Source organism: Sunxiuqinia sp. A32 (assembly GCF_052690465.1).
In genome coordinates this window covers 1-18,968 of the sequence record NZ_JBQYLI010000018.1, presented here as the reverse complement: position 1 = coordinate 18,968, position 18,968 = coordinate 1, and the positions used below count along the sequence as shown (strand labels likewise).

Here is an 18,968-nt window from a genome sequence, read left to right as displayed (position 1 = left end):
GAAACTATTCCAGTTAAGTTCTAATTAGAGTCTTATTTATAATGCTACAGCTGATTGATCTTCTTTTATACTAAAAAAGGTACTCAGATTTATTTGAAACAATACCTTAACAAGGAATATTCATTCAACATATGAATGAAAATTACGTTATTTTTGTTTATAACTAAGTTTATTGATGAATGGAAAAACAAAAAACAGTTTGGGGCAAATTCGAATGTAAAGCGGGAAATTCCTTTCAATTTTCCGGAGGATGTTGTTTGTTTTCGATTAAACGAATTAGTAATGGATGGAAAATTACAGAGATTCAAAAGAATGAAATGAATTCTTCCATCAAATTCGATTCTATTTCAGATTTTCCAGAGGATGAAAAATGCAATGTTTTTCAAACCGGACGCTCTGAACAAATTCATTTACTACCAGCCCTACCGGTAAAACCGATTGTTTTTAAAACGAAGAGCCAAATAAAAATCAGTCCAAAGCAATCTATCAGGTTATTTTTAAAAGTACCGTGCAACGTACAACTTTACTATAGTCAGGCAGATTCTGATCACCTGATGGCTGAACACGAATTGGTTCGACTATCTGATACCTGGTTTGGTGAAGCTGATAATGGTGAAGTAGCTTTTGCCATTGGGGACTTTTATTCTTTACAACTTGATTCTACCAAGACAACTGCTTTTGAAGCTATTTGTCCTGTGAAAATTAATAACAATTCGAATGTTCCGTTGGAATTGCAGCGCTTCCTTGTACATGTTGAAAGTCTAAATATCTATAGAAAATCGAATCAACTAATTACCAACCTGGTCTCCATTGATTTTAAAGGTCCCGACCAAATAAGCAATATTTTATACTCAACAGAAAAGAATATTCACGGGGAAAATCCGGTTCTGATTGCGCATGCAAGAAATGCCGGTTCAAAAAATATTTTAGGGAAAAGCTTTCATTTCATTAAACACTTTACACAGTAAATATGGATTTTGATTTTTCACAATATTTCAATGCAGAAAATCTGGATAAGATTATCCGGATAGCATTCATATTAGTTTTTGGACTCGGTTTCTTTTATGCACTTGCATTTCTGGTAAGACGCACTGTCACATGGAAAATGTCAAAGCAATCACGAATGATTGTCAACCGTATTATTATTTATACTGGTTTTGTCATTATCACATTTACAATTTTAAACGAACTAAATTTTGACATCACAGCATTATTTGGTGCTGCCGGTGTTTTGGGTATTGTTATAGGTATCGCTTCACAAACAAGTATTGGAAACATCATTAGTGGATTCTTTTTGATTTCTGAAAAATCTTTTGAACTGGGTGACGTTGTTCGTCTTGGCACTCAAACAGGTACAGTTTATTCTATTGATTTGCTTTCCATAAAAATCAAAACCTACGACAATTTATTAATTCGAATCCCGAACCAAACAGTGATCAGTTCGGAATTAGTGAATGTCACCCGCTTCCCAATACGCCGACTAGATTTAACGGTAAGTGTAGCATACAAAGAAAATCTTTCAAAAGTTGTAGAAGTATTAAAAGAAGTTGCCAGAAATAATCCACTTTGTTTGGAAGAGCCGGAACCAGTGATTTTATTTCAGCAATTTGGCTCAAGCAGTATAGACATATTGTTTGCGACCTGGTTTGAAAAAACAAACTTCGTGGCTGTTAAGAATAGCCTTTTCATTGAAATCAAAGAAGCCTTTGATCGCGAAGGAATTGAAATTCCGTTCCCACATGTCAGCCTCTATGCTGGCGAAGCAACCAAATCATTTCCAGTTGACATGATTTCAACTAAAAAATAAGCATAAAAAAAGGGATGATTCACATCGTCCCTTGCTGTATCCTAATTTGCTTATTAAATCTTCGGCAGTGTCCATGGAGCTCTGTAATGTGCTTTTACCATTGCGTTGGCCTCATCATCATTTACAAATTGCTGTTTATCTCCATCCCAATCCAGCTTTCGTCCCAGGCGGTACGAAATATTCCCAAGGTGAGCAAATCTGGCAATATGGGCTCCAATTTCAATACTGCAATTTGGGGTTTTATCACGATCACGCATGCAATCTAAAAAGTTTCTCACATGAATATCCAAGCCATCTCCAACAGCAGACTGCAGCTTCACTCCATCATATCCTTCCTTTTTACCGGTGCTCACGGTTTCCGGAATTACTTCCCACCCATTTCGATCAACAACCAACGTTCCGTACTCACCTAAAAATGCCAAACCATGACCTCGGCTTTTGTAGTTTGCACCATACACCCCAATTGTATGATCCCAAACAACTCCAAAGTCACCAAAATCATAAACAGTAGTTGCGGTATCCGGTGTCTCCATCGCATCATCCGGAAAGGCGTATTTACCTCCAACAGCCATAATCGAGTTGGGCACATATTGATTCATCCCAAACAATGCGTAATCCAGCAAGTGCACTCCCCAATCTGTCATTAAGCCACCGGCATAATCCCAAAACCAACGGAAAGTAAAATGGAAACGATTTTTATTGTAAGGGCGTTTCGGAGCAGGCCCTAACCACATGTCATAGTCAACTCCTTCCGGTGCTTCTGTGTCCGGCACAATTGGTATTGAACCTTTCCATCCGACATTCGACCATACATTCACTTTTCTAACTCTTCCAATGTTTCCAGCATGTAAATATTCAACAGCATCAAGCCAATGTGAATGGCTTCGTTGCCATTGCCCCACCTGAACAACATTATTATAGCGATTTTGAGCGGCAACCATTACATTACACTCTTCAATAGTATTCCCCAACGGCTTCTCACAATAGACATCTTTCCCGGCTTCGGAAGCATATACCATTGGCAAACAATGCCAGTGGTCCGGCGTTCCAACTATAACAGCATCAATATCTTTATTGTCAATCAAGTCTCTAAAATCACTATACATGATTGGCTTTTTACCAGTGATCTTTTCCACCTCAGCAGCACGCGGTTCCAATACCCGCTTGTCCACATCGCACATTGCAACACATTCAACTTCCTTATTTTTCAGAAAAGATTTCAGATCATTGAAGCCCATACCCCTGCATCCGATTAATCCTACCGTTATTTTATCATTTGGAGAAGCACAACCAGCATTCATTATGGTTGGAAAAGCTGCAATCCCAGCTGTAATCACAGCAGATTGCTTTATGAAGTTTCGTCTGGTATCTTCCATATTAGGTAGTTTAGTTTGGTTTCCGTGTACGCATAACAAATATAACTGAAATAACTAAAACAGTGAATTCGATTGCATAAAAATACTCTTACACCTTAAATCCCTATCAACTCTATAAATCAGCAACAAAACAAATGACCAATCGGTCATTTAACTTTAATTTAACACAAAAAGCATTGATTAATAAATCAGGCTCCCTAATTTTGACCAACCGTTCAGTCATTAAAAAACAAGATATGCCTCGGACAGAAGAACAATTTGAACAGATCAGAAAAGAGAAGAAAGAATTAATTCGGCAGACAGCCCTTGAGTTGTTTGCCGAATATGGCTACCATGGAACTTCAATTAGCCAGATTGCAAAGAAAGCAAGCATATCAAAAGGACTTACCTATAATTATTACGAAAGCAAATCAAATATTTTACAGGATATTATTTCAAATGGATTCGAAGTCTTTTTTGGAAACATCGATTTAAATCATGATGGGGTCTTGTCAGATGAAGAGTTTTTTGCATTCATTAGAAAGAGCTTCGAGATCGTAAAACGAAATCCGAGATATTGGAAACTATTCTACTCGCTTATGTTACAACCTGTTGTTGCCGAAAGTCTGATGGATTCTTATGCGGAACAAACAAAACCAATAATGGAAATGATGTTTCAATATATAGTGAATAAAGGAAGTGCAGATCCTGAAGGCGATTTAATTGCCATTAACAGTATGCTTGAAGGAGCCATGATGTACGCAGTGTTAACTCCGGATATGTTCCCGATTGATGTTATGATTGAAAAAATAATAAATACCATAAAACGAATTCTAGAAACAAATAAAGCCTCAAAATCATGAAAGCAAGAATCTTATTATTATTAACGTTCTCATCCATTTTCACATTTGGTCAAGATGTAAAGGATATTGTAAGGCAAGCTGATGAAAAATTTAGAGGAACATCCAGCACTGGTAAACTTACAATGACTATCCAACGTCCGGGTTGGTCGAGGACTATTTCAATGAAAAACTGGACATTAGGTAATGAATATTCACTCATCTACATTACTGCACCTGCAAAAGAAAAAGGGCAGGTATTCTTAAAAAGAGAAAGTGAGATGTGGAACTGGGTCCCCAGTATTGAGCGAATGATTAAGATTCCTCCATCCATGATGATGCAATCCTGGATGGGATCAGATTTCACCAACGATGATTTGGTTAAAGAATCGTCTCTGGTAAAAGACTACGACCACAAGTTGTTAGGCAAAGAACTTATTGAAGGATATGAATGCTACAAAATTGAATTAATTCCACTGGAAGATGCCGCCGTAGTTTGGGGCAAAATCTACATGTGGGTAAGCGAAAAAGAACTTCTTTGGCTAAAAGCTGAATTTTATGATGAAGATGAAGACCTTGTCAACACCGAAATTCTTTCTGATATCAAACAAATGGATGACCGCATCATGCCCACTCATCTTGAAATGATTCCATCAGATAAACCCGGACAAAAAACCATCATGATTTTCGAAGAAATTGATTTCGACGTGAATTTAAAGGAATCATTTTTCTCAATACAGAATATGAAACGGATAAGATGAGCAATGCTGGAGTGAATAACAGAAGGACTGAGGAACTGAATTTTAGATAAAAAAATTGAAGTAGTTATTTATTAAGAACATATACTCATGGATCAATCATCTAAAATAAAATTCAGAGAAAAAATGAAAGATCGGCTCAAAAGCTTTGTTCTCGATCTAATTGTTTTTACAAAACAACTTCCTTCGAATGATGAAAGTAGAGTAATAAAACGGCAACTTATTCGTTCCGGCAGTTCGGTTTATGCAAATTACAGGGCTGCATCCAGAGCCCGCTCTAAAAATGAATTCTTCAGCAAACTCAGTATAGTTGTAGAAGAAGCTGATGAAACCGAAATGTGGTTGGAATTATTGATCTTATCTAAAATAAGTAACAATGAAATCACATTAAAACTTCATCAAGAGAGCTTGGAAATACTTAAGATTATGTCAAAGGCCAGAAAAAACTCTAGCTCTGTAATAACCAATCAGTAATTCAGTAATTCAGTTAATCAATAAATCAATCAGTCAGTAATTAAATAAACCAATTAACTATGAATACAAATCTAAAACTGGCATGGAGAAACATCTGGAGAAACAGGCGAAGGACTGCTATTACCATCGCATCCATTTTCTTCGGAGTTTTGCTCAGTACGTTCATGACCTCCATGCAGGAAGGAACTTATTCAAAAATGATTGATAATGTAGTTGGTTTATATTCCGGATACATCCAAATTCATCATCCGGAATATTGGGAGGAGAAAACAATCGATCATACATTCACACCAACCGATTCAATTGATATGGCAATTAATCAACTGCCTGCAGTTAAATCTACCGTGCCTCGATTAGAGTCGTTTGCCCTGATGTCTTTTGAAGAAAACACCAAAGGAGCAGCAGTAATTGGAATCGATCCAACGAAAGAAAATCAGATGACGAATCTTTCAAACTGGATTGTCGAGGGAAGCTACCTGGAATCAAATGACAATGGAATCCTGCTAGCTGTAAACCTTGCAAAAAATCTAGGAGTAACTGTTAATGACACACTTGTGCTTCTCAGCCAGGGATACCATGGTGCCAGTGCTGCTGGATTATTTCCGGTTCGGGGAATTTTGAAGTTCCCATCACCAACAATGAATAACCTGGGTGGCTACATCGAACTGAAAACATCGCAGGATTTTTACTCTGTTCCAGACAGACTCACCTCGCTGGTTATAATGCTTGATGAATACGATAATGTAAATCAAACTAAACGACAATTAGAAAGCCAACTAAGTTCCAATTACAAAGTCATGACATGGGACGAGATGGATCCCCTTACAAAAAACATGATTGATGCAGACCGATCAGGTGCTTATTTGACTAAAGGAATTTTATATGCTCTGGTTGGTTTTGGAATCTTTGGTACCATTATTATGATGATGGCAGAAAGGCGCAAGGAAATGGGAATTCTGGTTGCCATTGGCATGCAAAAAAGTCAACTCAGCAAAATTCTATTCTTCGAAACGATACTTATCGGCTTCGCTGGTGTATTCGTTGGTTTTGTGATCAGTTTCCCACTAATTCAATACTTAGTTTATCACCCGATTCCACTGACCGGTGAAACCGGAAAGGTTTACGAAGAATTTGGTTTTGAACCTGCAATGTACTTCTCATCTCAATGGTTTGTATTTGGACGCCAGTTACTAATCATTTTTATACTTACGCTATTGGTATACATTTATCCGCTTGTGAGAACAACCAAGCTGAAATTAACCAAAGCTCTTCGTGCATAATTTAAAATTAAGAATCATGATTATAGCAGTTGCCTGGAGAAATATATGGAGAAACAAAAGCCGAAGCCTCATCATTTTGATTGCAATTTGTTTAGGGCTGGCATCCGGCATTTTCTATATGGGCTTTTACAGAGGCATGATTGATCAGCGGATCAATTCAGCAATCAAAACGGAGTCTTCACACATTCAGATTCATCATAAAAATTATTTGACGAATCCTGATAAAAAGTTTACCATTCCTGTCTGTGATTCAATTTCAACAGAGATTCAAAATATTGAAGGAGTCGAGGCCTCCTCTGCACGAATTATTATTAACACGATGATTCAGTCTGCAGCCACAAGTGCAGGAGTGAAAGTCACCGGAGTAATTCCTGAGCAGGAAAGGAAAGTAACCAATCTCTACTCAAAATTGAATGATGGAACTTGGTTTGAAAGCAATAAACGAAACCCTATTGTAATCAGTCAGAAACTGGCTGATAAAATGAAGGTGAAAGTTAAATCTAAAGTGGTGATCACTTTGCAGGACATGCATGGCAATATTACGGGTGCTGCATTTAAAGTCGTTGGCATTTATGAAACTTCCAATTCGGCTTATGATGAATTCTCTGTCTTTGTGAAAAAATCAGACCTTGCCAGAGTCATGTCAATGGACGAAAAAGCTTGTCATGAAATTGCTGTTTTGCTAGAAAACAACGATCAATTAAATCCGATTACCAGCCAGATCAAAGAAATACTTCCTGGTCTCGATGTAAAAACATGGAGGGAAGTCATGCCTGAAGTTAGCCTGGTTGAAAGTAGCTTCGGAGTGACAATGGTCTTTTTCATCGGAATCATACTGATGGCCCTTCTCTTTGGAATCATCAATACCATGCTAATGGCTGTTCTTGAACGCACCAAGGAGCTGGGAATGCTAATGGCTGTAGGAATGAATAAATTCAGGGTATTTATGATGATTCTGCTTGAAACTGTCCTACTGTCGCTTTTCGGTGGTGTATGTGGCATCGTCCTGGGCTGGGCATTGAACTTTTGGTTTGGTATCCAGGGAATCGACTTGGGAACCTGGTCAACAGCTTACAAATCGATGGGTTACGATACACTTGTATTCACTCACCTACCCGCTTCTGTCTCTTTTCAAATTGCTGTTATGGTAATCATTACCGGTATCATCGCAGCAATCTATCCGGCCTTAAAAGCATTACGATTGAAACCAGCAGAAGCTGTAAGAATCGACATGTAAAACAACCATTAAATTTAAAATCATGAACGTAATAGAAGTTAAAGACTTAAAAAAGATATACAACGAATCAGAAGTAAAAGTAAACGCCCTGAATGGAATTGACCTTAAAATTGAGCAAGGTGAATTTACAGCAATCGTTGGTCCATCGGGATCTGGAAAGACTACCTTTCTAAATATGCTTGGTGGTCTGGATTTGCCGACAACCGGCGACATTCAAATTGGAGGAACAGATATACAAAATCTTAAATCTTCAGAATTAATTGATTTTCGTTTACACAACATTGGTTTTGTATTTCAGGCATACAATTTGATACCGGTTCTAACAGCTATGGAAAATGTGGAATTCATCATGCAACTTCAGGGTGTTGGTAAAAAGGAACGTCAGGATAGGGCAGCCGAGCTTTTGGAACATGTCGGACTTGGCGACAGAATAAACAGTCGTCCTTCTAAACTTTCTGGTGGGCAGCAACAACGAGTGGCCGTAGCACGCGCCTTGGCATCGAAACCAAAATTCGTTTTAGCTGACGAACCGACGGCCAACCTGGATTCCAAGTCGACAGAAAACCTGCTCGACATCATGGAAGAACTTAATAAAAAAGAAAAAATTACGTTTATATTTAGTACTCATGATCAACGAGTGGTGAATAAAGCAAGAAGGGTTATTACGCTCGAAGATGGACAAATAATCAGCGATATCCGCAAAAACTAAATACTATGAATGCAATTCTTAATATTCTGACATTAGCTTGTTTTTTGAATTTTATCCCTACAAATACAAGCCTGTTAGCTGAGACCTCAAGTGGACAAGCATGGTCGACATCGCTAAATACTGCGGAAAAAGCGGTCTACCTGAAGCAATATGAGAAAGACATCATCTTGGAAATAAATAAAGTTAGAAGTGACCCGGCACGCTATGCAACAGAATACCTGGAGCCTCTACGTTCAACATTCGATGGGCTGAAATTCACTTATCCGGGGGAAATTCCTTTAAAAACAAGAGAAGGTGTTGTTGCATTAAACGAATGCATTCAAGCTTTAAAAACAGCTGAATCTGCTCCTGCCCTGCTTCCTTCCAAGGGCTTATCGCAGGGTGCGAAGTTACTGGTTAACGACCAAAAAACGTATGGAGGATCTGGACATATAACAAAAAGCGGATGGACGACCGATGTACGATTACGCAGATTTGGAGAGTGGCAATCCCGATTAGCTGAAAATATTGTTTATGGGCATCAGGATGCCAGACATGCAGTCATTTCCATGCTAATAGATGATGGAGTTTCCAACAGAGGACACCGCAATAACATTTTGGATCCGGAGTTTCAAAAGATTGGTGTTGCTGCCGATACTCACCCGACTTATCGCTATTTCTGTACCATTGAATTCACTGATGATTTCATTGAAAAATAACAAATAGCCGATCTCTTTTAATTTCACAAAACTCAAGGTAGTTATAGGTCTGCTCCTATCTCTACCCTGAAAATTCAACAGGATGAAACGCATTTTTGTATTATTTATAATCATACTTCCTGTGGTTTTACATGCACAGGATAAAGTAACACTTGATGGCTATGTTAAGGAGTTATTCATGTATTATACTCCCGAACAATCCATACCGGGACTTGATCTGGATCACCTCACAACAAATACAATTCACAATCGATTGAATTTTAGATATTATGCAAACGACCAAATTACAGTTGCTATAGATATGAGGAACCGATTGATGTCTGGAAATCTAGTTCGTGAATTTCCAGGCTACCAATCCACTGTAGATGTTGACAATGGGTTTGTAAACCTTTCAACTGTACCCTTTTCAGGAAACAGTTGGTTCATGCACTCTATGATAGACCGGGCTTATTTTGATTGGATGAAAGGCAACTGGCAAGTTCGGGTTGGGCGGCAACGTATCAATTGGGGAATCAACCTGGTATGGAATCCAAATGACGTTTTTAATTCATTTTCATACTTTGATTTTGATTATGAAGAACGGCCCGGAACAGATGCTTTGCGGGTACAATATTATACCGGTATGACTTCTTCGGCCGAGTTGGTTTACAAGCTTGGAGAAAATGCAAACGAAATGGCTTTAGCCGGATTGTTCCGTTTTTCACAATGGGATTACGACATTCAGTTAATGGGAGGCTGGGTTGGCCAGGATATGGTTATTGGTGGCGGATGGGCCGGAGATATTTATGGCGGTGGTTTCAGAGGTGAAATCACTCAATTCATACCACGAGAGAAAGATTCAGGCTCTGAAACAGCAACGGTAGCGTCCATCTCCGGAGATTATACATTTAGCAATTCACTTTATATCCATGCAAGTGTTCTGTATAATAGCCACGGCAAAACCGGCAAAGCAGGTGGATTTGATCCGTTTTTCAATAACGATTTGTCAGCCAAATATTTGTCATTTGCCAAATATGCATTATTTGGACAAGTTTCCTATCCAATCACCCCGTTATTGGGTTCAAACATAACCGGAATTATTAATCCAAGTGATGGTTCTTTCTATTTTGGTCCGGCATTCACCTATTCAATTCTTAACAATCTGGAGTTTATGCTCACCGGACAATTATTTTTTGGAGAAGAAGGAAGCGAATTTGGCGACATCGGACAGCTCCTGTTTGCCCGCTTGAAGTGGAGTTTTTAATTCTCTGTTCAGCCTATTTGCGCGTAGCTAGGAAATCAACAACAATATTCTTTTAAAGCTAATAATCAAGACTCTGCAAACTTTTCATTTTTCAATTTGAACAAAAGACATTTAATGTAGTTTATGTTACTGAAATGTAAACTAAAAACTACCATATGGCAAATTTATCAACCACCTATATGGGGCTTAATCTTAAAAACCCCATTATCCTGGGAGCCAGTAACCTGGTTAACAAACCCGAAGTTATCAGTCAGCTCGAAGAAGCAGGCGTTGCTGCAATTGTTTACAAATCTTTATTCGAAGAACAAATTCAATTGGAAAGTATTCAGCTTGATGATGAACTTCATGAATATGAAAACAGAAATGCTGAAATGACTCGTTTGTTCCCTGACATTGAGCATGCAGGCCCCAAAGAGCACCTTTTCAACGTTAAGACTTTGAAGAAGAATTCTTCCGTACCGGTTATTGCCAGTTTAAATGCCTTGTACGAAACAACATGGGTTGAGTATGCCAAAGAACTTGAACAAACAGGGGTAGATGCATTGGAAATCAATCTTTACGCTACTCCAGGTTATTTTGAAGTTGAAGGTACAAATATTGAAAAGAAACAAGTTCAGGTTGTTAAAAGCATCAAGAAAGCGGTGAAAATTCCGGTGAGTGTGAAACTAAGCCCATTTTACACAAACACCTTGAATTTCATTAAAAAACTGGATGAAGCCGGTGCCGATGGTTACGTTCTTTTCAATCGCTTTTTCCAACCGGAAATTGACATTGACGATGAAGTATTTCACTATCCCTGGGATTTGAGTCACGAGAAAGAACACCAGCTTTCTTTACGATTTGCGGGCTTGCTACATGGAAATATTGACGCCAGTATTTGTGCCAGCAGAGGCATTTCCAATGTTGAAGACGTTATTAAATTATTGCTTGCTGGTGCTGATGTTGTTCAGATTGTTTCGGTAATATACCGAAATCATCCATCCGTTGTAAAAACTATTCTCGACGGACTTTCAGCATGGATGGATAAAAAAGGATACAAATCGATCGATGATTTCAAAGGAAAACTTTCAAGGAAAAACCTGAAAGATCCTTTCGCTTATCAGCGTGCTCAATATGTTGATATTTTAATGAAATCGGAAGAAGTATTTAAGAAATACCCAATGGTATAATACTATTAAAAACTATATTTAAGGCCGGTTATTCCGGCCTTTTTTGCTTTCAACACATTTCCTAAAGAGTAAAAAAGCAGAACAATAAAATCTTTTCGACATTGAATTAAGGTGCCCTTTATTGGTTCTGGAATTTTGAATAGAATATCCAGTTTATATAACTTGTTACAAATCACCGACTCAAATGGAAAATTCAAATTCTTTGTCCTCAAGCCGGACTAGTTTTTCCTTTTCCAATCAATGAAAAGGAAACAAAAATCTTGTCAAAACGAACCCTCACCCGGGCGTTCTGACGGCCGAAGTACTCGCTCCGATCAACACCTGCTGAAAGCTAAAGAGAATAACCCACACAGCATTTTTGGTTGATAAATCCTAGTAAACGGAGATAATAAATAGAAAAGCCGATATTAATTGGCCTACGGGAGCTTTGAATCAGAAAACAAGGGAAAAGAATCCGCAGCGTAAACGCGTATACGGCCGTATTTAAGGAGGACCGACAAGTTGGGTCGAATGCCATTGCCAAACCGTAGTTTTCCTTCAAAAGGTCCGTCAGCCTTGGCCCGGTACCTCGGGGCTGTTAACTTTTTTTTAGAAAGAACTGTCTGGAAGAATCAAACATATTCAACAAGTACTCGCTTAAAAAACTGCTCTTCCAGCAATTTCACAATTCGCTTAATTACAAACTTCCGAATTTCCAATTCTACGGGTTGATCCGGATCGTGATGCGCCCAGTTAATGCGGGTACCAACAATAATATGGATGTAATCGTGCTTTAACAACAACTTTACAACTTCTTCTGGTGGAGTTTCTCCAAGTCGCGTTTCACTGTTATAGGATTCCAGAATTTCCTCAACACGTCCTAAAGTTAAAATGCCTTCCGTCACCATATCGAAACCAAACATTTCAGCAGCCGGTGGAATTCCTTCGGTATGATAACGGTGCTGAATATGCACTTCCAAGTCCAACTCGCGGGCAATAATCTCCGCCGTTGTTCCTCCACAGATTATCTTCTTCCCTTTAAAATCCTGAATGCGCTGTACAAAATCATTATCCTTAATTTTATAGAAAGGTGGTCCGGTAATCAGCATAAACTCGCGAGGCTCCCTAAAGTAAACAGAGCCACAACTGGTATCATCTTTCACCTCAAAATCATCATTCAACCCAGCTTTCGAAACAATTTTACGAACCAACTTACCGGCAGACATATTGGGCTCACGCTCCAACTGACTTTCAATAAAGTAGGCTATATTTTCCAGCCCCCAGCCCATTGGATATTTTTTGGTTCCCAAACCCGACTGGTCAACGCCATCGGTCATAAAAATGATGCGATCTTCTTTTTGCGGAGTAAACTGCCGGATCCTTAATATTTTCCCTTCATTTTCTTTCCCGCGAATACTGGTTTCAACTTCTCTTGGAAAATACTGTTTCCCATTTCTAAAAATTAAAACGGTTGGGTTATCGTAATTGATGATGCGCACCAGCCCCTCATCCTCCATTTCAATAATGGTAAATGTTGCGTAATTTTCTTTTCCATCGGCACTCTTTGGCAGTGCCCGCATAAAAATATTGGCAGCTACTTCCGGCTTGGTATGAAATGAACTGTAATTTAATGCCATTGATGCGGTGAGGGTTGCAAGGACATTGGCTTTTACACCATGCCCAATTCCGTCAGACAACACCAATATTGTCCGTCCTTCTTCCCGAATACGTCTTGTATAAAACACATCGCCACATACCACCTCACCCTTTGGACGGTTTTGTTGAAACTCAATTTCAATGTGATAATCTGTCATGTTTACTCTTCGCCGTATTTATAAGATTCGATGATTGAATTTAACAGAGCCTCTGTCAGCGAAGCATTTTCCCCGAGTAAAAAGGCAATCTTTTGTACCGTTTCCAGGTTTTGCTTGTTCACCCGCTGTGCCCTGCTGATAATTTCCTCGCGAACCAGCGAAGGAGCAGACATATCACGAATCAAGGCTCCAACCACCCTGTTTTTATGAATGGTAACCACTGACACATGCAATAATTTATTCTGTATCTTTAGGTCTCGCTCAATGGTGTTCTCACCGGATGCCATTAAGGAAGTAAACATTTTATACACTACTTCCGGAACTAATTCTTTTAAATCAGCTCCAGCTAATCCGGGAATGGTTTCAAAAAGCTCCTCAATCTCTTCACCAAACAATTTGGCAAACCCGTTATTCGAATCAATCACTTTTAAATCCTGATCGACAATAATAACACCAGCCCTAATTTTATGCATCATTGCAGAGGCAATTACCGCTCCCTCCTGTGCTTTTTCCAACTTACGCTCTGCTTTTTTCCGATCGGTAATGTCAAATATAGACCCTACAATTCCGATTACGTTATTCTCATCATTCAAAATGGCAGCCTTGTTAAAAACTACATCATGCATGGTGCCATCCGTATAACGAAACTTGGTTTCATACACCTGTTCTCCCGGGTTTTGCATCAATTCCTGATCCCTGGCCGAATAGATTTCAGCCAATTCCTTCGGTTGAAGATCGAATACCGTTTTACCAATAAGTTGATTCTTTGTCAGGCCGATAAATTTCTCATAGGCCTTATTACTGGCGATATATACGCCTTTTACATCTCTGTAAAAAATCGGAATGGGTAACGCATCAATAATTTTTTGATGCACTTCCGGATTCTCCAACATATCAGGGTGAAAAGATTTATCGTCGTAAATCATTAGTCAATTCTTAGTTTTACAATGCCCGCTAAAACGGATTGTATAAAGGTATAAAAAATCAAGCGACAGAAAGATAGCTTTGGATTGTTGGAGGTAGATGTTGTGTTTGGGTAATCCTCTAAAGGTTCGTTCGAAGATCAATCTACCATATAATAAATTGTTGTGTCCTGGCTTTTATTTATTTATTAGGTGGTTAATGATATTATGCCTTTGCAAGTCTAATTTCATTGCAGTTTTTATATCTAATTCAATGTTGTGTGCATTTGCGTAAATAAGTCCGTCAACAACATTGCTTACATTACCTCCAGCCATGTGGCAAGCTTCTAACTCATCTCGACTAACAATTACACCTCCCTTTGCAGCTTTAATAAGCTCATTTACTATAAGATTAACAGGATTATTTCGAAGTCTCATTAAAATGATCTGGGTTGGAGTAATTCTAACACCTGAAAGTAACGCCCTTAACCAAAACCTTCCAATTAATAGATACCATAAAAGTCCAAGAAATAGTATTACAATTAATTCTCTAATGTCAAAATTCATAATTCTGTTATTAACTATTGGTTTATATTTTCATGTCAACTCCAAGCATGGGAATAACGGTAGTTTGAATTAGTACTGACAGATTGCATGATAGTTTCCTGTCAAACTGCTATTCAGTTTGAGCAGGCTACAAACCTTGATATTTAGTGCTTTTACTGCCATTACTTATATAAAATGTTCGCCACTGACTTTTTTACACTTTATATCCAAAACTATGGGGAATCATCACATCTTTAAATTCTTTATTGAAATAGTCATCTGTCATACCTGCAATATAATCACAGACAATTCTTGGTTGCGATGTTTTCTCCCTATAATCGTTACTCATATTTCTAATGTAGTACTTCACAATAGTTGAACTTAGATTATTCTCTCGCAGGTCAATTAGGTATTTATCAAAAAGCACGTCAAACATATTTTTGATTTTATCATCCTGATTAGACTTTTTAGGATTTTGATAAATCGCTTCTGTACTAAATTTGTAAAATTCTTTTAGTGCTTCATATTTTTCATCGGACATTTTTATGTAATTTTTACCGAAACTATTATTTATGATATCAAGCGCAAGGTTATTGATAATTTGTCCATTAGTATTTCCAATTGTTTCAGCAACAGATTTTGGTATATCACTTCTTTCAATTAATCCTAACGTAATTGCATCTTCTAAATCTCGACCTATATAGGCAACCACATCTGAGATTCGCATAACACAGCCCTCAAGAGTCATAGATATGATCTTTTTACTATAATCTTCTACTCTCCAACAATTTTCATATTCCTTTAAAAATTTCTCTTTTGTTTTTTGATAATCTGGATTGTATTGGTCAAGCATTAATTCCCCATTGTGACAGAGTATTCCGTCAAGAACTTGAAGTGTTAAGTTTAGTCCTTTCCCTTTTAATTCAAGTAGTTGAAGTGCTCTTACGCTTTGGGCATTATGACAGAAAAATTCATTTGTTTCATTTTGAAGTAGTTCCGTTAATTTTCTTTCTCCGTCATGTCCATAAGGCACATGTCCTAAGTCATGTCCAAGTGCGATTGCATCAATTAGATCCTCATTTAAAGATAGTGCTCTACCAATCACTCTTGCAATTTTTGAGACTAATTGAACATGTAAAACCCTATGAGTTATATGATCATTTTCAAATAGATAGAACACTTGGGTTTTGTCAATATACCGAGTGTACGCTAGTGAATGAATTATCTTATCTGTATCATGAAAAAATGGTGGACGAATATTCTCTCTGTCTGGGATTTTATCCTCTCCAAATCGGATTGCAGATTTACTAAAGCATGCAAATTCAGAAAAAGTTTTATGTTCTCTTTTCAAATTATTTTCCAGTATGTTTTTTGCAATATCTGGATTTAATCTGGTATTCCTCATGCTATCTATTTTATATTTGTGGCTGACGTACGTGCATATAAAAGTGTATAACATACTCCTTATAAAGTCATCCTTTTATGTTATTGTGTGTATAAATATTACACTTAAAAATTAAGGCTAATAAACTTTTTGTTTGGAGGCATAATTGAGATTTTTTAATTCACCCAATTTACAAAATTGATCAGAATAAATTTTTATGATTAGCTAATTTGGATTGGTTATAAAAAGCTGGTTTAGGAAAGGTCATGAATCTGCAGACTCAATTCCTGCAATTTTCTGGACACTCATGCAATATGCCACTCATGACTCGAACGCTTTATTGTTAATATACGCATTTATTGTTTAATCATTTTTTTAACACGAGTGACTTCATCTGACTTTATCTGCAACAAATAGACTCCTCTTGGCAGTTCTGAAGTAGAAAGAGAATATTGTCTTCCTCGTGTTGTTTTTGTTAAAATTTGGTTACCCAACAGATCAAATATTTTGATGTCATAATTTGAATACTTATCAAACACAATATCTATATGATTTGAGAATGGATTTGGCATTAATTGGTAGTTTAATAACTTGTCCTCAGTGATGTCTGTAATAATTTTAACATTAATCAAATCACCAATCAGCACGGTATCTGAAATTGTTACATGAGCAGTATTCGTGCGTACTGGCAAGTTGTAATCAAAATAGATATCAGCCGCATTATTGATTTCTGTTTCCATCGGAATATTATTGTATGGTGCTATCTTGAACTTAACAAACCCATGACTATTTACCTCATCAGTCGTACTGTCCGGTAAATTAACATTGTTAAATGTAAACTTTAGTACTGGTTTTCCATAACCTGACACATTCAATGTATAAGGGTGAGAACTTGCTCCCCATTCTATCGTTGATATATCAAGGTTGGCTGATAATGAATCCACCACAACTATTGTATAAGCGGTATCAGAACCGGTGTTCTGGAAACGGATAAGATAATCTAATGGTGTTCCCAGCATTAAATAATTATTTTCTGTTACCCCCTGAGGACTAACGCTTTTATCATTTGGATCATAACTATCCCTTATCTCTATGCAATCTATTTCTACATTCACATCTGCATCATCCATTGGGGCAGCATTCACAAAACCAAGACTAATTGCCTCTTCAACATCCCCACAAGCTTCAATTGTTTCACGAGGATGACTATTACCTGGATACATTGGATGTTGGTCAGCCTCCAATCGAATTGTTTGTCCATTAGCTGGAACCTCAACAATCATTTCCTCCCCTCCAAATAACTGAAATATATCGGTATGCACTAACTCATTATCAGCGTAAATACGGTACTCTGATGCAATATCCATGTCCCCAACTCCATATTCTCCAGAGTTGGATATTACAAATTGGACAACAGTATCTCCGACACAACCCCCTTTTACAGTAACTGTTGATTTATCCCATTGATTTATGTTTGGCTCTAAACTTTCTGCACAATCATTTGAAGGAAGTATCCACGCCCTAGTGCATTGCGTTAAACCAGTAATGCCTTCTTCGCAAGAAACGGAATCGACGATATGAATCTGCGAACATTCTCCTTGAGCTAAATCCCCAATATTAAAAAGAAAACTACCATCCGCATCAACTGTATAAGCCTGGTCTGCACTTAAAAGATGAACATATTCTGGAAGCTGAACATGTACCTCTACTCCTGTTGCATCAGCATAACCTTTATTACAGTATCTTACATAAGTGTGGCTTTTAAAACACCTCCTGCGACGGTTACTAGTTATCTCAACAGTAAGATAAGGACAAGCTGCTATTGCATTAAAAAAGTTTAATCCGGATGTATCTTGTTCCAATGACTCAAAATAAACAGAATGATAATTTGGCATCGGACATATGGGATTGATCAGGGGATCGTTAAGTACTTGGGTCACATGATAATTTCCCGTATCGGCTGATATTGTATAGTACCCCAAGCTATCTGTTATTCCGTAAAAATTTGATGGTTCTGTTTTTACTATTATGTTTTGAATACCCTGTGGCATATCATCAATATTGCAATCTATATCTTTTAGAACTTTACCACTTATACTATTTGGATAATCTATATCATAGAGACAATCTTCGCCAAATGAAGTCCAAGGATCAAAACTCGAACTACTCCAATTCGCCATCGAATAATCGATATCATCGACTTGTATGCAATAAAGATTAGGATTATTAATTGTTTGGAATGTTGTGTCAGCCCACATTGTTGTGTTATTTCCATTTCTGAGATTTAAACTTGTTAGTTGATTATTATTGCACTTTAAAGAAATAAGAGCAGGATTATTGCTAACATCTAAAGATCTTAATTGATTATTATTACAACGTAAAGATTTAAGAGCAGGATTATTGCTGACATCTAAAGCTATTAGTTGATTAAAACCACAATCTAATCGCGTAAGGACAGTACTATTTTTGACATCTAAAGACATTAGTTGATTATTATCGCACCGTAAAGATGTAAGAGCAGGATTATTGCTGACATCTAAAGATGCTAGTTGATTGGATATACACAATAAAGATGTAAGAGCAGGGTTATTACTGACATCCAAAGATGTTAGTTGATTAGATAGACATGATAAATATGTAAGAGCAGGATTATTACTGACATCCAAAGATGTTAATTGATTAGATAGACATGACAAATGTCATCTACTGAAATAGCTTGACGCGAAAAAACGTCAAGAAATGAAAAAAGGAAAAGAGCTCATGCTAACCGACAG

General features: G+C 37.5%; 17 protein-coding genes. 11 read left to right on the top strand and 6 right to left on the bottom strand.

Annotated elements, in window-relative coordinates; translation table 11 throughout:
- Positions 1-179: 179 nt before the first annotated feature.
- Both ACUNWD_RS16590 and ACUNWD_RS16585 read left to right on the top strand, forming a co-directional pair.
- Positions 180-968 carry a DUF432 domain-containing protein gene (locus ACUNWD_RS16590; protein WP_445588963.1) on the top strand — a complete coding sequence of 263 codons (789 nt, stop codon included), beginning with the start codon at positions 180-182 and terminating at the stop codon, positions 966-968.
- Positions 969-970: 2 nt separating this feature from the next.
- On the top strand, positions 971-1,807 hold the full coding sequence (locus ACUNWD_RS16585; RefSeq protein WP_445588962.1) for a mechanosensitive ion channel family protein: 837 nt from the start codon (positions 971-973) through the stop codon (positions 1,805-1,807).
- 53 nt (positions 1,808-1,860) lie between these two features.
- Here ACUNWD_RS16585 and ACUNWD_RS16580 read toward each other — a convergent pair whose 3' ends face one another.
- Entirely contained in the window at positions 1,861-3,183 is a 1,323-nt protein-coding gene (locus ACUNWD_RS16580) for a Gfo/Idh/MocA family protein (protein WP_445588961.1), read from the bottom strand.
- Between the two features lie 236 nt (positions 3,184-3,419).
- Here ACUNWD_RS16580 and ACUNWD_RS16575 point away from each other — a divergent pair, with 236 nt between their 5' ends.
- The 9 genes from ACUNWD_RS16575 (at position 3,420) to ACUNWD_RS16535 (ending at position 11,569) form a co-directional block, all read left to right on the top strand.
- Positions 3,420-4,025, top strand: a complete 606-nt coding sequence (locus ACUNWD_RS16575; protein WP_445588960.1) for a TetR/AcrR family transcriptional regulator — start codon at positions 3,420-3,422, stop codon at positions 4,023-4,025.
- Positions 4,022-4,762, top strand: coding sequence for an outer membrane lipoprotein-sorting protein (locus ACUNWD_RS16570; RefSeq protein ID WP_445588959.1), 741 nt, complete (start codon positions 4,022-4,024; stop codon positions 4,760-4,762). Before ACUNWD_RS16575 ends, ACUNWD_RS16570 begins: the two co-directional genes overlap by 4 nt.
- 123 nt (positions 4,763-4,885) lie before the next feature.
- Positions 4,886-5,233 carry a four helix bundle protein gene (locus ACUNWD_RS16565; RefSeq protein WP_445588958.1) on the top strand — a complete coding sequence of 116 codons (348 nt, stop codon included), beginning with the start codon at positions 4,886-4,888 and terminating at the stop codon, positions 5,231-5,233.
- A 59-nt stretch (positions 5,234-5,292) separates the two neighbouring features.
- Positions 5,293-6,513 (top strand): ABC transporter permease, encoded by a 1,221-nt coding sequence (locus ACUNWD_RS16560; protein WP_445588957.1) that lies wholly within the window; start codon positions 5,293-5,295, stop codon positions 6,511-6,513.
- A 16-nt stretch (positions 6,514-6,529) separates the two neighbouring features.
- Complete coding sequence (locus ACUNWD_RS16555) at positions 6,530-7,750, top strand: ABC transporter permease (protein WP_445588956.1); 1,221 nt, start codon at positions 6,530-6,532, stop codon at positions 7,748-7,750.
- 22 nt (positions 7,751-7,772) lie between these two features.
- Positions 7,773-8,459: an ABC transporter ATP-binding protein gene (locus ACUNWD_RS16550; protein WP_445588955.1), complete on the top strand. Its 687-nt coding sequence runs from the start codon at positions 7,773-7,775 to the stop codon at positions 8,457-8,459.
- Between the two features lie 5 nt (positions 8,460-8,464).
- A complete protein-coding gene (locus ACUNWD_RS16545; protein ID WP_445588954.1) occupies positions 8,465-9,157 on the top strand; it encodes a CAP domain-containing protein in 693 nt (230 codons plus the stop codon).
- Between the two features lie 82 nt (positions 9,158-9,239).
- Positions 9,240-10,400 carry a hypothetical protein gene (locus ACUNWD_RS16540; RefSeq protein ID WP_445588953.1) on the top strand — a complete coding sequence of 387 codons (1,161 nt, stop codon included), beginning with the start codon at positions 9,240-9,242 and terminating at the stop codon, positions 10,398-10,400.
- A 155-nt stretch (positions 10,401-10,555) separates the two neighbouring features.
- Complete coding sequence (locus ACUNWD_RS16535) at positions 10,556-11,569, top strand: dihydroorotate dehydrogenase-like protein (protein ID WP_445588952.1); 1,014 nt, start codon at positions 10,556-10,558, stop codon at positions 11,567-11,569.
- 611 nt (positions 11,570-12,180) lie between these two features.
- Here the strand turns inward: ACUNWD_RS16535 and ACUNWD_RS16530 are convergent.
- The 5 genes from ACUNWD_RS16530 to ACUNWD_RS16510 form a co-directional block, all read right to left on the bottom strand.
- On the bottom strand, positions 12,181-13,362 hold the full coding sequence (locus ACUNWD_RS16530) for a SpoIIE family protein phosphatase (protein ID WP_445588951.1): 1,182 nt from the start codon (positions 13,360-13,362) through the stop codon (positions 12,181-12,183).
- 2 nt (positions 13,363-13,364) lie between these two features.
- On the bottom strand, positions 13,365-14,288 hold the full coding sequence (locus ACUNWD_RS16525; protein ID WP_445588950.1) for a PAS domain-containing protein: 924 nt from the start codon (positions 14,286-14,288) through the stop codon (positions 13,365-13,367).
- 174 nt (positions 14,289-14,462) lie between these two features.
- Positions 14,463-14,831: a flotillin-like FloA family protein gene (locus ACUNWD_RS16520; protein WP_445588949.1), complete on the bottom strand. Its 369-nt coding sequence runs from the start codon at positions 14,829-14,831 to the stop codon at positions 14,463-14,465.
- A gap of 193 nt (positions 14,832-15,024) precedes the next feature.
- On the bottom strand, positions 15,025-16,215 hold the full coding sequence (locus ACUNWD_RS16515; protein ID WP_445588948.1) for a deoxyguanosinetriphosphate triphosphohydrolase family protein: 1,191 nt from the start codon (positions 16,213-16,215) through the stop codon (positions 15,025-15,027).
- Between the two features lie 335 nt (positions 16,216-16,550).
- Positions 16,551-18,860, bottom strand: coding sequence for a T9SS type A sorting domain-containing protein (locus tag ACUNWD_RS16510; RefSeq protein ID WP_445588947.1), 2,310 nt, complete (start codon positions 18,858-18,860; stop codon positions 16,551-16,553).
- Between the last annotated feature and the right edge of the window lie 108 nt (positions 18,861-18,968).

Coding starts and splice junctions, on each gene's coding strand:
- ACUNWD_RS16570 (WP_445588959.1), top strand. CDS start 4,022: ATGAAAGCAAGAATCTTATTATTATTAACGTTCTCATCCATTTTCACA.
- ACUNWD_RS16555 (WP_445588956.1), top strand. CDS start 6,530: ATGATTATAGCAGTTGCCTGGAGAAATATATGGAGAAACAAAAGCCGA.
- ACUNWD_RS16530 (WP_445588951.1), bottom strand. CDS start 13,362: ATGACAGATTATCACATTGAAATTGAGTTTCAACAAAACCGTCCAAAG.
- ACUNWD_RS16515 (WP_445588948.1), bottom strand. CDS start 16,215: ATGAGGAATACCAGATTAAATCCAGATATTGCAAAAAACATACTGGAA.
- ACUNWD_RS16575 (WP_445588960.1), top strand. CDS start 3,420: ATGCCTCGGACAGAAGAACAATTTGAACAGATCAGAAAAGAGAAGAAA.
- ACUNWD_RS16540 (WP_445588953.1), top strand. CDS start 9,240: ATGAAACGCATTTTTGTATTATTTATAATCATACTTCCTGTGGTTTTA.
- ACUNWD_RS16520 (WP_445588949.1), bottom strand. CDS start 14,831: ATGAATTTTGACATTAGAGAATTAATTGTAATACTATTTCTTGGACTT.
- ACUNWD_RS16585 (WP_445588962.1), top strand. CDS start 971: ATGGATTTTGATTTTTCACAATATTTCAATGCAGAAAATCTGGATAAG.
- ACUNWD_RS16550 (WP_445588955.1), top strand. CDS start 7,773: ATGAACGTAATAGAAGTTAAAGACTTAAAAAAGATATACAACGAATCA.
- ACUNWD_RS16525 (WP_445588950.1), bottom strand. CDS start 14,288: ATGATTTACGACGATAAATCTTTTCACCCTGATATGTTGGAGAATCCG.
- ACUNWD_RS16560 (WP_445588957.1), top strand. CDS start 5,293: ATGAATACAAATCTAAAACTGGCATGGAGAAACATCTGGAGAAACAGG.
- ACUNWD_RS16590 (WP_445588963.1), top strand. CDS start 180: ATGGAAAAACAAAAAACAGTTTGGGGCAAATTCGAATGTAAAGCGGGA.
- ACUNWD_RS16580 (WP_445588961.1), bottom strand. CDS start 3,183: ATGGAAGATACCAGACGAAACTTCATAAAGCAATCTGCTGTGATTACA.
- ACUNWD_RS16535 (WP_445588952.1), top strand. CDS start 10,556: ATGGCAAATTTATCAACCACCTATATGGGGCTTAATCTTAAAAACCCC.
- ACUNWD_RS16545 (WP_445588954.1), top strand. CDS start 8,465: ATGAATGCAATTCTTAATATTCTGACATTAGCTTGTTTTTTGAATTTT.
- ACUNWD_RS16565 (WP_445588958.1), top strand. CDS start 4,886: ATGAAAGATCGGCTCAAAAGCTTTGTTCTCGATCTAATTGTTTTTACA.